The 12,415-nt window shown below is 29.9% G+C and carries 13 protein-coding genes; 7 read left to right on the plus strand and 6 right to left on the minus strand.

Annotated features, from left to right (window positions below; genetic code table 11):
• Positions 1 to 7: 7 nt before the first annotated feature.
• Complete coding sequence (gene priA, locus ABNT14_RS04390; protein ID WP_101903471.1) at positions 8 to 2,449, plus strand: replication restart helicase PriA; 2,442 nt, start codon at positions 8 to 10, stop codon at positions 2,447 to 2,449.
• Here the strand turns inward: priA and ABNT14_RS04395 are convergent.
• From ABNT14_RS04395 to ruvX, 5 genes are read right to left on the minus strand one after another with little or no spacing between them, the layout of a single operon-like run.
• A complete protein-coding gene (locus ABNT14_RS04395; protein WP_101903470.1) occupies positions 2,446 to 3,192 on the minus strand; it encodes an SDR family NAD(P)-dependent oxidoreductase in 747 nt (248 codons plus the stop codon). The genes priA and ABNT14_RS04395 overlap by 4 nt on opposite strands.
• A gap of 36 nt (positions 3,193 to 3,228) precedes the next feature.
• Complete coding sequence (mazG, locus tag ABNT14_RS04400) at positions 3,229 to 4,044, minus strand: nucleoside triphosphate pyrophosphohydrolase (protein WP_101903469.1); 816 nt, start codon at positions 4,042 to 4,044, stop codon at positions 3,229 to 3,231.
• A 3-nt stretch (positions 4,045 to 4,047) separates the two neighbouring features.
• Entirely contained in the window at positions 4,048 to 4,467 is a 420-nt protein-coding gene (locus ABNT14_RS04405) for a DUF5606 family protein (protein WP_101903468.1), read from the minus strand.
• 33 nt (positions 4,468 to 4,500) lie between these two features.
• Complete coding sequence (gene def, locus ABNT14_RS04410; protein WP_101903467.1) at positions 4,501 to 5,088, minus strand: peptide deformylase; 588 nt, start codon at positions 5,086 to 5,088, stop codon at positions 4,501 to 4,503.
• A gap of 55 nt (positions 5,089 to 5,143) precedes the next feature.
• Entirely contained in the window at positions 5,144 to 5,554 is a 411-nt protein-coding gene (gene ruvX / locus ABNT14_RS04415; protein WP_101903466.1) for a Holliday junction resolvase RuvX, read from the minus strand.
• A gap of 330 nt (positions 5,555 to 5,884) precedes the next feature.
• On the opposite strand from ruvX, the gene ABNT14_RS04420 reads away from it, so the two are divergent.
• Positions 5,885 to 6,700: a 2,3,4,5-tetrahydropyridine-2,6-dicarboxylate N-succinyltransferase gene (locus ABNT14_RS04420; RefSeq protein ID WP_101903465.1), complete on the plus strand. Its 816-nt coding sequence runs from the start codon at positions 5,885 to 5,887 to the stop codon at positions 6,698 to 6,700.
• Between the two features lie 67 nt (positions 6,701 to 6,767).
• Here the strand turns inward: ABNT14_RS04420 and ABNT14_RS04425 are convergent, their stop codons facing one another.
• The gene (locus ABNT14_RS04425; protein ID WP_101903464.1) at positions 6,768 to 7,592 is read right to left on the minus strand and encodes a glycosyltransferase; all 825 of its coding nucleotides are present in this window, start codon (positions 7,590 to 7,592) and stop codon (positions 6,768 to 6,770) included.
• 115 nt (positions 7,593 to 7,707) lie between these two features.
• On the opposite strand from ABNT14_RS04425, the gene ABNT14_RS04430 reads away from it, so the two are divergent.
• From ABNT14_RS04430 to ABNT14_RS04450, 5 genes are read left to right on the plus strand one after another with little or no spacing between them, the layout of a single operon-like run.
• Positions 7,708 to 8,592 carry an ATP-grasp fold amidoligase family protein gene (locus ABNT14_RS04430; RefSeq protein ID WP_232114366.1) on the plus strand — a complete coding sequence of 295 codons (885 nt, stop codon included), beginning with the start codon at positions 7,708 to 7,710 and terminating at the stop codon, positions 8,590 to 8,592.
• On the plus strand, positions 8,579 to 9,418 hold the full coding sequence (locus tag ABNT14_RS04435; RefSeq protein ID WP_101903462.1) for a hypothetical protein: 840 nt from the start codon (positions 8,579 to 8,581) through the stop codon (positions 9,416 to 9,418). Before ABNT14_RS04430 ends, ABNT14_RS04435 begins: the two co-directional genes overlap by 14 nt.
• Positions 9,419 to 10,384 (plus strand): Stealth CR1 domain-containing protein, encoded by a 966-nt coding sequence (locus tag ABNT14_RS04440; protein ID WP_101903461.1) that lies wholly within the window; start codon positions 9,419 to 9,421, stop codon positions 10,382 to 10,384.
• Positions 10,374 to 10,925 (plus strand): L-threonylcarbamoyladenylate synthase, encoded by a 552-nt coding sequence (locus ABNT14_RS04445; RefSeq protein ID WP_101903460.1) that lies wholly within the window; start codon positions 10,374 to 10,376, stop codon positions 10,923 to 10,925. Before ABNT14_RS04440 ends, ABNT14_RS04445 begins: the two co-directional genes overlap by 11 nt.
• Positions 10,926 to 10,928: 3 nt before the next feature.
• Positions 10,929 to 12,350, plus strand: coding sequence for a CCA tRNA nucleotidyltransferase (locus tag ABNT14_RS04450; RefSeq protein WP_101903459.1), 1,422 nt, complete (start codon positions 10,929 to 10,931; stop codon positions 12,348 to 12,350).
• Positions 12,351 to 12,415: the final 65 nt, after the last annotated feature.

Raw genomic sequence — 12,415 nt, forward strand, 5'->3', positions numbered from 1 at the left:
ATTTATCATGTATTTTATCGACGTTATATTACCTATTCCATTACAAAAAACATTTACATATTGTGTAAATAAAGCCGAATTTTCGTTTCTTAAAAAAGGAATGCGAGTGGCGGTTTCTTTTGGGAAAAGTAAAATTTATACAGCACTTGTTTTTGATATTCATCAAAATGCACCTGAATCGTATAAAGCAAAAGATATTCATCAAATTTTAGATGAATTTCCTATTGTAAACGAACGTCAATTAAAGCATTGGCAATGGATTTCGAGCTATTATATGTGTTCGTTAGGCGATGTTTATAGAGCTTCGTTACCGTCGGCTTTTATGCTAGAAAGTGAAACAATTATCTATAAAAATGACACTTTTACCGATGAAACTATTTTAACTGATGATGAATTTTTAATTTTTGAAGCCCTTCAAAATAGTTCACAACTTACAATTCATGAAGTTGCAAATATCATCAGTAAAAAAACAACTTTACCAATTATTGATTCTCTAATTCAGAAAGAAGTCGCTTTTATCAAAGAAGAAATTTATGAAACCTATAAACCAAAATTAGTAAAATTTGTTCGTTTAAATGCTGTTTATGAATCGAATGAAGCCCTTCAAAAATTATTAGAAAATTTATCAAGAGCAAAAAAACAACGGGAAGCATTGCTTACTTATTTTCAATTAGCAAGTAGTAAAAAACCAATAAAAGCAAAAGAATTAGAAGAGAAATCAGGCGTTTCATCAGCAATATTAAAAGCCTTGGTTGATAAAGAAATTTTTGAGTTTTATCAAATTCAAACCGATAGAATTAATTTTGAAGGAGAAACCAATCAAATTAAAGAATTAAACGATTTTCAAACACAATCTTTTAATGAAATTAAAACATCTTTTGAAACTCAAAATGTAACCTTATTACACGGGGTTACAGGTTCAGGGAAAACAGAAATTTATGTAAAACTGATAAAAGAAGTTGTTGCAGAAGGAAAACAAGTATTGTTTTTATTGCCCGAAATAGCATTAACAACACAAATAATTAGTAGATTAGAACGTTATTTTGGCGATTTTATATCTGTTTTTCATTCAAAATATTCCATGAATGAGCGGGTAGAAGTTTGGAATAACGTGTTAGAAAATAAGCCAAAAGCACAGATAATTTTAGGCGCTCGTTCGGCTGGTTTTTTACCATTTTCAAACTTAGGATTAATTGTAATTGATGAAGAGCATGAAACTTCGTACAAACAATTTGAACCATCACCACGCTATAATGCCCGCGATTCGGCAATTGTTTTAGGACATTTACACAAGGCAAAAGTATTGTTAGGTTCGGCAACGCCATCGTTAGAAAGTTATTTTAATGCCAAGCAAAATAAATATGGTTTTGTTGAATTAACCCGTCGTTTTGGAAACATTCAACTGCCAAAAATCGAACTGATTGATATCAAAGAAAAATATCGAAAAAAGCAAATGAAAGGGCATTTTTCCGATAGGTTATTAACCATGATTACCGATGCTTTGGAGCAAAAAGAACAGGTTATTTTATTTCAAAACAGGCGTGGTTTTTCTCCCGTTGTAGAATGTGATACTTGTGGTATTTCACCAGAATGCCCAAATTGTGATGTGAGTTTAACATTTCATAAATTTAGGCGAGAATTAAAATGTCATTATTGTAGCTACCAACGTGCGATGCCTAATAATTGCGGGGCTTGTGGAAGTACAACACTTGATACAAAAGGCTTTGGAACAGAGCAAATTGAGCTAGAACTAAAAACTTTATTTCCTGATTATAACATCGGAAGAATGGATTTAGATACCACACGTGGAAAATACGGCTATCAAAAAATAATTGGAGCCTTTGAGGCACAAGAAATTGATATTTTAGTAGGAACACAAATGTTATCGAAAGGCTTGGATTTTGAAAATGTATCGTTAGTGGGGATTTTAAGTGCCGATTCGATGTTAAATTTCCCCGATTTTAGAGCCCACGAAAGAGCGTATCAGTTAATGGTTCAGGTGTCGGGTAGAGCAGGACGTAGCAAAAAACAAGGAAATGTTGCGATACAAACCTACAATCCGAATCATCAAATATTACAGCAAGTTTCGACCACTAATTACGCCGAAATGTATAAAGAACAATTGCAGGAACGTTGGAATTTTAAGTATCCACCATATTATAAATTGATTAAAATTACGCTAAAACATAAAGACCCTGTTCGTGTAGAAATGGGTGTAAATTGGTTAGTGAAATCATTGCAAAATGTGTTTGCGCAAAATGTATTAGGACCTACAACGCCTGCCGTATCTCGTGTTCGAAATTTATATATTAAAAATTTAGTAATTAAAATTCCGCCAAAACAATCGTTAGGAAAAACAAAAGAACAAATTATTAGGGTTAAAAATTCTTTTGAAAGTGTGAAAGATTTTAGGTCGATTCGTTTTATTATGGATGTAGATGCGTATTAAATATTCCGAATATCAAAAATAACGCCACTTTTTAATTGATTTTCAGTATCAATTTTATAAATAGTATCGGCAACAAAACTAGGCGTGTATAATTTATTTTGATTTTTTAAATCGATAAAACGTTGTAGATTTTTAAAATCATTTTTGTGAGTATTTCTGATTTTAGTTTGCATATCTGTAGCAACAACACCAGGGTAAATAGCGATACATTTTACGCCATTTTGAAGTTCGGCTTGTTCTAAGGCTATGGTTTTTGTTAGCATATTCAAACCAGCTTTTGAGGTACAATACACGCTCCAGCCTTCATACGGTTTTTTAGATGCTCCTGATGAAATATTGATAATTTGTTTTTTACAAGCTAGATGTGGTGTTTTTTTGATAAATAATCCTGATAAAATAAGTGGCGTAGTAATATTTAATTGCATAGATTTTGCAATATCATTGGCTTCTAAGTTTTCTAAATGGGCTATTTTACCTAAACGCCCAGCGTTATTAATTAAGGTAATTGACGTTATTTTAGAAGTTGAATTTTGATGGATAATTTTATCTAAAAGAGCCGTAAAAATAGTTTGAGTTGCTATGCTATCAGCTAAATCAACTTTAATATTTTGTATATTTTTTATTTCTGAAATTTCAGAAGAAGTTCTAGCTAATGAAAAAACGGTGTAATTTTCAGAAGCATATTTTTGAGTCAATGCCTTTCCAATACCTTTGCTTCCGCCTGTAATTATGATGATATTCATGAAAAAAATAAGAAAAATGAAAAATACTAGCGAATTTTACTCAAAAAAATCTTTTGATTTTTCCCAATAAGTATTCATTTCGTTTAAAGTCATATCAGAAATTTCTTTGCCTTGTTTTTTGGCTTCTTCTTCTAAATATTGAAAACGATTGATAAATTTTTTATTCGTTTTTTCTAAGGCATTTTCAGGATTTACTTTCATCAAATTTGCGTAATTAATCAGTGAAAATAACACATCGCCAAACTCTTTTTCGATGTTTTTATGATTATCAGCTTGATTGTTGTTTTTATTATCGCCTTTATTTTTGATGTTTATTTCTTGGTTTAATTCCTGAATTTCTTCTTGAATTTTTTCCCAAGCTTGCTCAGGTTTTTCCCATTTAAAACCAACACCAGCAACTTTTTCTTGGATTCTACTAGCTTTTACCAAAGCAGGTAAACTCTTTGGAACACCTTCTAAAACAGAAGTTTTTCCTTCTTTTAGCTTTAATTTTTCCCAATTTCGTTTTACTTCTTCTTCATCTTTAACCACCACATCGCTATAAATATGCGGATGACGATGAATTAATTTATCACAAATTGAATTGGCGACATCAGCAATATCAAACGCTTTTTTTTCGCTACCAATTTTAGCATAAAAGACGATGTGTAATAACACATCGCCTAATTCTTTTTTAACCTCTTCTAAATCATTGTCTAGAATGGCATCTGCTAATTCGTAAGTTTCTTCAATCGTTAAATGACGCAAACTCTCTAAAGTTTGTTTTTTATCCCACGGACATTGCTCTCGAAGTTCGTCCATAATGTCTAACAAACGGTTAAAAGCGTCTAATTGTTGCTTACGAGTATTCATAATTTATTTAGCTTCTTCTGTTGTTGCTACTTTCTCTAAGGTTTTGAAATCAAAACCAGCTGCAGCTAAAGTATTATACCACTGAATTACCTTTTTAATGTTAGAAGCATATACACGTTCTTTGTCGAAACCTGGTAAAACTTCTTCAAAATAAGCCATTAAAGTATCGTTACTTTCTTTATGAGAAAGTGCATCTTTACCTTCTTGTTTTTCATCCATAGTTTTAAGTATGATTGCTAAAGGCACTTCTTCTTCGTAAGTATAAATAGCAATGTTTTCTAATAAACTTACATTGTGAGTTGCTGCAATAGGAAAACGTTTACCGTCAACAATTGAACGAACGATTACTCCTGTTTTTGTTTGAGAGATAATTTCAAATAATCCTGGTTTCCCAGTAACTGCTATAACTTTGTTAAATTCCATATTATGGTGTTTTTAGTGTCTTTATATAAAAGACTATTTTTTCTTGGCATTAGGAAAACGCATTCTGTAACCTGCGTCTACTTTTCCTTTAGAAATATTTTCTAATTTCTTTTTAATCAAGCGTTTTTTTAAGGTCGATAATTTATCAGTAAATAAAACACCATCAATATGATCGTATTCATGCTGAAAAACACGTGCCGCTAAACCGCTTAAAACTTTGGTGTGTTTGTCAAAATTTTCATCTTGATATTCAATAGTAATGGTTTCTTGACGAAAAACATCTTCACGAACATTAGGAATACTTAAACAACCTTCGTTAAAAGCCCATTCTTCACCTTCTTCTTTAATGATTTTTGCATTTATAAATACATGATTAAAGTTTTCTAAGGCTTTTCTGTCTTCTTCGGATAAATCTTCATCATCAGCAAAAGGTGACGCATCGATTAAAAATAAACGAATGTCTTTACCAATTTGCGGTGCTGCCAACCCGACACCTTGCGCATTGTACATTGTTTCTTTCATATTCGCAATTAATTTTTCTAACTGCGGATAATCTTTATCGATTTCTGTTCCTACTTTACGTAATACGGGATCTCCGTAAGCAACAATGGGTAAAATCATGTGTTTTTAAATTTTTTAAGGTTACGAAAATACAAAGAATGGTTTATGTATGAAATTATTTATTGTATAAATACGACTGTAAGATGATTGTAGCGCTTATTTCATCGACTAAAGCCTTGTTTTGACGTTGTTTTTTGTTGAGTCCGCTATCAATCATGGTTTGAAACGCCATTTTTGAGGTAAAACGTTCGTCTTCTCTTTTGATAGGAATGTTAGGTATTGATTTTGCTAATTTTTCTAAAAAAGGAAGTATCAAGGCTTCACTTTGGCTGTCGGAATTATCCATTTGCTTGGGTTTTCCAATGATAAATAATGCTACATTTTCTTTTTTTATGTAGTCTTTTAAAAAAGATATTAATTCTTTTGTATTAACTGTCGTTAATCCTGATGCAATAATTTGTAATTCATCAGTAACTGCAATTCCTGTTCTTTTTTTACCAAAATCGATGGCTAAAACTCGTCCCAAATGTTTTTATTTTTTACAAAAATAAAGTTTTAAACCTTTATAAATTGTACTTCTATTGTTTTTTAAATAATAAATAGTGTTAAAATTTTTAAATAGATGCAAAAATGCCTAGCCCCGATTGAAGCATTTGTTTGAGCTCTTTTTTATTTTTCTTTTTGAAAAAATAAAAAAAGCGAGTGCGAAAAGCGGGAAATTGCTTCTAATAATCTTTATCATTTTTTATTGAAATATGTATTTTTAAACAAGAAAAAAACATCTGTTTAAATTAATTCTTTTAGTGTAAAATAGTAACATAGATTTTATATTTGTAGAAAATTTTAATTTTTAAAGATGACAACATTACAAGATATTATAGAAAAAGCGTGGGGAAATCGTGATTTATTACAAGAAGAAACTACGATTAACGCCATTAGAGAAGTAGTTGATTTATTAGATTCAGGTGCGTTACGTGTAGCTGAACCTACTGATAATGGTTGGCAAGTTAATGAGTGGGTAAAAAAAGCCGTTGTTTTATATTTCCCTATTCAGAAAATGGAAACTTTAGAAGCGGGTATTTTTGAATATCATGATAAAATTCCATTAAAGAAAAACTTTGCTGAAAAAGGAATTAGAGTTGTGCCAAATGCAGTTGCACGTCATGGAGCATACATTTCGGCAGGAACTATTTTAATGCCAAGTTATGTAAATATTGGTGCTTATGTCGATGAAGGAACAATGGTTGATACTTGGGCAACGGTAGGTTCTTGTGCTCAGATTGGTAAAAATGTACATTTATCAGGCGGTGTAGGAATTGGTGGTGTTTTAGAGCCATTACAAGCAGCTCCAGTAATTATAGAAGACGGTGCTTTTATTGGTTCTCGTTGTATTGTTGTAGAAGGTGTAAAAGTTGAAAAAGAAGCGGTTTTAGGTGCAAATGTTGTATTAACAATGAGTACTAAAATTATTGATGTTACTGGTGATGAACCTGTTGAAACGAAAGGAGTTGTTCCTGCTCGTTCAGTAGTGATTCCTGGTAGTTACACCAAGAAATTTCCAGCAGGCGAATTTCAAGTTCCTTGTGCTTTAATTATTGGTAAACGTAAAGAAAGTACGAATAAGAAAACTTCATTAAACGATGCATTAAGAGAATATGATGTAGCAGTTTAATATTATTTATTGAAATATTTCTTGAAAACTAAACAAAAACGCACAAATTATGATTTTGTGCGTTTTTTTATGATTTTTTAATAATACCGTAATCAGTCCATGTTATTTTTTTTGTTCGAACATTTTTTCGAATAGCATTATTTAGTTTCCAACTTTCAGGGTTTGCGTAGCCTCTCGGATGGTCTAAGTGTACGGTAACGGCACTGTATCGTATTTGTATAGGCTTGATGTTATTATTGCATAATCGTTCGCCAAGTTCAACATCTAATCCGCCATATTGCATACGTTCATCAAAACCATTTACGGCAATAATATCTTTTTTCCAAGCCGATGAATTTGCACCATTCCAAGTTGGTTTTGTTGGTGTGAAATTATTTAATATACTTTGTTTTAGTCCTTTAGCAGTTAATTTGTTGTTTTTGAAACTCTTTTTTAAACCGTTTTGTTTTAGCCAATTAATATCGAAACATTGTTGGGAAATAATGTGTTCTTTAGTTATTAATTTAGAAATATTCATTGGAAGCTTAAAATAAGCTGCCGATAAAAAACAACCTTTTTTTCGTTTTTTATAGTGTGTTGCTACAAAATCTTTTTTAGGAATACAATCTCCATCAGAAATAATAAGATACTCGCCTTTGCTTTTTAAAAGAGCTTTATTTAAAATAATTGTTTTTTGAAAACCGTTATCTTCATGCCAAACGTGCGTAATAGGAAAAGAAACTTCTTTTCGTAAGGTATCAATAAGTTCTTTAGTTTCTTGTTTTGAGCCGTCATCGGCAATCACTAATTCAAAATTAGAATATGTTTGCTGATGGTAGCCCCAAATAACTTTCTGTAACCACTCAGTTGCATTGTAGGTCGTTATAATTATTGATATTTCAGTAGTTTTCATAAAAAATATTTGCTTCAAAAGTAATCATGATTCTTTTAAAATATATTATTTTTGAGCAAAATAATTACTGCATTTTATGTTTTTACGAAAAACCTGGGTAACAATTATTAAAAGATTGAGATTTTTACCTGCTCCTTATTATATTAAACATTATTATGAATATTATTCAGGTAAAAAATTAGATTATGATAATTTAATTGAATTTAATCAGAAATTATCGTGGTATAAAGTTTTTTTTAGACCTAAAATTTTAAATACTCTTGTTGATAAATATGCTGTTAGAGCATTTGTAAAAGATAAAATAGGGGAAGATTATTTAAATGAATGTTATGGTGTTTTTAATAAACCATCGGAAGTTAATTTTGATAAATTACCAAATCAATTTGTATTAAAAGGTACGCACGGATGTAATATCAATTTGGTTGTTAAAGATAAAACCACTTTAAATAAAGCCAAAACAAAGCGTTTAATGGCTAAATGGTTGCGTAAAAATCAATATAAACGAACAGGGCAAGAATGGGCATATAAAGATGTGAAACCTCGTATTATTGCTGAGAAATTCATCAAAAATGAAAATAGAGATTCATTAACCGATTATAAATTTTATTGCTTTAATGGAATACCTAAATTTTTGGAAGTTCACTTAGATAGAGAAAAAAATCATAAAAGTGCTTTTTACGATTTTGAATTTAAAAAATTACCTTTTTCAGATTCACCTGCAGATAAGCTGATTCAAGAAGATTTTGGAAAACCGCAAACCTTATCAAAAATGGTAGAACTTGCTGGTAAATTATCTGAAAGTTTTCCTTTTGTTAGAGTTGATTTTTATTCGGTAAACAATACAATTACTTTTGGTGAAATGACTTTTTATCCAGGGGATGGAAGAAGAGATTTTTATCCGAAAAAATACAATAAAATTATTGGCGATTATTTTGAATTACCTAAAATACCTGCTGGCGAAAAATTAATCAAAAAACATCTTTTAAATGAAAGTTATTAAAGAATTACCTAAATCGATCTTTTATTCTTGTTATTTACGGCTACGATCAGCAGATAGTTTGGTTAAAAATAAAACAAAATTACCCATAATAGTATCTTTAACATCGATTCCTGAAAGATTAAATAACTTAGATTTAGTAATAAAAAGCATCTTAAATCAAGATAAAGTACTGCCTTCTAAAATTGTTTTATGGCTGCATGATGGCTTAAAAAATAAGTTACCTAAAAGATTATCAAATTTACAAGGCGCTTTTTTTGAGATAAAATATTCCAATTTAAAATGTTCACATAGAAAATTAATACATTCTTTAATTGAATATCCTGATATGCCAATAATAACTTGTGATGATGACTTAATTTACAAGGAAGATTGGTTATCAAAATTATATAAAGAGCATTTAAAATATCCGAAAGATATTATCGGAAATACCACCACACAAATAAAAATTAATGCTGACGGAACTTATAAACCTTTTGTTGATTGGCGAATTATAGATGAAAATAAACCTTCGGATAGATTATTGCCAATTGGTGCGTGGGGTATTTTGTATCCTGTAAATGCAATGCCTTCAAAAGTTCATGACGTTGATTTATTTATGAAATTAGCCCCAAAAGCAGATGATTTATGGTTTAAAGCTATGGCACTAGCTAATAATGTTATTTCTAGACAATCATCAAATAAACCTGCTGAACCAATTCCTATTATTGGTTCTCAAAAGGTTTCTTTAAAAGATGAAAACATAAAGAAAAATAAAAATGAGGTTCAGTGGTTGGCATTATCTGAGTTTTTTAAGTTAAATGATATTTTATTAAAAGATAAAAAATAAATGCAAATAGACGCTGTAATTACATGGGTTGATAGCTCTGATGAGCTTTGGAGGGATAAAATAAATCAATATTTAGATAAAAAAATAGATTGGAATAATAAAGAAGATTCTACAAGGTATAACTCTATAAATGAAATTGATATAGCTATTGTGTCAATATTAAAATTTGCTACATTTATTAAGAATATCTATGTAGTTACTGATAATCAAAGACCTAAGAATTTTAATGATTTAAAAGAAAAAGCATTATTATTAGGTGTTACTTTAAAAATTATAGACCATACAATCATTTTTAAAGGATATGAGGAATACCTACCAACTTTTAATTCTCAATCTATAGAAACAATGTTATATAGAATCCCTAATTTGTCAGAGCATTTTGTGTATTTTAATGACGATATGTTTTTAATAAATAAAACAAAAAAAACCGATTTTTTTATTGATGGATTTCCCGTATTAAGAGGTCAGTGGATTAAATTTAATGAAAACATTCTTTATAAAAGAATATTTTCTTCTAAAAATAAAAAAAATAAAGTTTCTCACCGAAAAGCAAAAGAAACAGGTGCTAAAATAGTAGGCTTTAAAAAAAGTTATGATTTTCATCATACGCCATACCCTATGAGAGTATCTACTTTTGAAACTTTTTTTAAAAACAATGAAAATGTTCAAAAAAGAAATATTGAATGTAAATTCAGGCATATAAACCAATACGTACCACAAGGCTTAGTAAATCATTTAGAAATAAAAAATAAGACAGTAATTCAAGAATCTAAATTAGCATTGTGTTATATTCAGTCATTTAATTATCTCAAAATAAGAAATAAGATACTAAAAGCAAAAATAAAAGGAGATAAGGTCTTATTCATGTGTTTACAAAGTTTAGAAACAGCCCCTAAAAGCTCTTTGAAATATATTTTAAAATGGGTTGATAAAAAATTAGACTCTAACTTTGAGAATGAAATATAAAAGTATATTAAAAATCCTAAATGATAGAAAAACAATCCTCTATCCAACCGATACGGTTTGGGGAATTGGTTGTGATGCCACAAATTTTGAGGCTGTTCAAAAAATATATCAACTAAAAAATAGGGAAGAATCTAAAAGTTTAATAATTTTAGTTGATTCTGTTGAAATGCTTAAAAAATATGTCCATGCTGTTTCAGAAACTGTTTTGAATATTTTAAAAATAACCGAAAAACCAACAACAATTATATATCCAAATCCTAAAAATTTAGCAAAAAACACGATTGCTTCTGATAATACAATCGCTATCAGAATACCTAAAGATGATTTTTGTTTACAATTGATAAAAGCTTTTGGAAAACCCATTGTATCTACATCGGCTAATGTTAGTGGAGAACCTACGCCAAAAACATTTTCAGAAATAAGTACCGCAATTTTACAAAGTGTAGATTATGTAGTAGCTTTGCATCAAGATAAGACAACCGAAAAATCCTCTACAATTTTAAAAGTAGTGGGTACTTCTGTGAATGTGATAAGAGAATAATTTATGCAAAATCAATATTATAAAGAGGCAATTTCTGCCGAAATATTTCAATATATAAGTAAAGCAGCTGAACAATTACAATTAGAAAGTTACGTAATTGGTGGCTTTGTTCGTGATTTTATTTTAAAAAGAGGTACGGCAAAAGATATTGATGTCGTGGCTGTTGGTAGTGGTATCGAATTGGCTCAAAAAGTAGCTTCTTTATTGCCAAATAAACCAAAAGTTCAAGTTTTTAAAACCTATGGAACTGCAATGTTGCGTTATAATGATGTAGAAATTGAGTTTGTAGGAGCAAGAAAAGAATCTTATACCGAAGATAGTCGAAACCCTCAAGTAATTTCAGGAACTTTACAAGATGACCAAAATAGGCGTGATTTTACTATAAATGCCTTAGCGTTATCTTTAAATAAAGAAACTTTCGGACTATTATTAGACCCTTTTGATGGTATTGCTGATTTAGAAGATAAAATCATAAAAACGCCTTTAAATCCTGATATTACCTATTCTGATGATCCTTTACGTATGATGCGTGCTATTCGTTTTGCCTCTCAATTAAACTTTGTAATTGAAGAAGCATCGCTACATGCAATTACTAAAAATGCAAAGCGAATTGACATCATAACAAAAGAACGAATTGTTGTTGAATTGAATAAAATTTTAGCATCTTCAAAACCTTCTGTAGGGTTTTTATTGTTGGAAAAAACAGCTTTATTAAAGCGTATTATTCCAGAATTAACAGCATTAAAAGGAGTAGAAGAGGTAGAAGGACAAAAACATAAAGATAATTTTTATCATACTTTAGAAGTTGTAGATAATATTGCTGAAAATACAGATGATGTTTGGCTTCGTTGGTCAGCTTTATTACATGATATTGGTAAAGCACCTACAAAGCGTTACCATAAAAAACAAGGTTGGACGTTTCATGCACATGAATTTGTAGGCTCTAAAATGGTTTATAAATTATTTAAGCGATTAAAAATGCCATTGAACAATAAAATGAAATTTGTTCAAAAAATGGTCATGCTAAGTTCTCGACCAATTGTGTTGGCTAGTGATGTAACAGATTCTGCTGTGCGTAGGTTAGTTTTTGATGCTGGTGATGATGTCGATTCATTAATGACACTTTGTGAAGCAGATATAACGACTAAAAATCCGAAGAAATTTAGTAGATATCACAAGAATTTTAAATTGGTTCGTGAAAAAATTAAAGAAGTTGAAGCACGAGACAAAGTCCGTAATTTTCAACCGCCAATTACTGGAGAAGAAATTATGAAGGCTTTTAATTTAACACCTTGTAGAGAAATAGGACAGATAAAAGAAGCCATAAAAGAAGCCATTTTAGAAGGTGAAATTCCTAATGAACATAAAGCTTGTTACGATTTTATGATATTAAAAGGAAAAAACTTAGGCTTAGAATTAGTTTAGTTTTCATAAAGTAAAAAAAGAGAAGTTTTAATAAACTTCTCTTTTTTTTGTTAATTATATATATT

Origin of the sequence: Tenacibaculum dicentrarchi, from assembly GCF_964036635.1 — a bacterium.
Taxonomy (GTDB): Bacteria; Bacteroidota; Bacteroidia; order Flavobacteriales; family Flavobacteriaceae; genus Polaribacter; species Polaribacter dicentrarchi.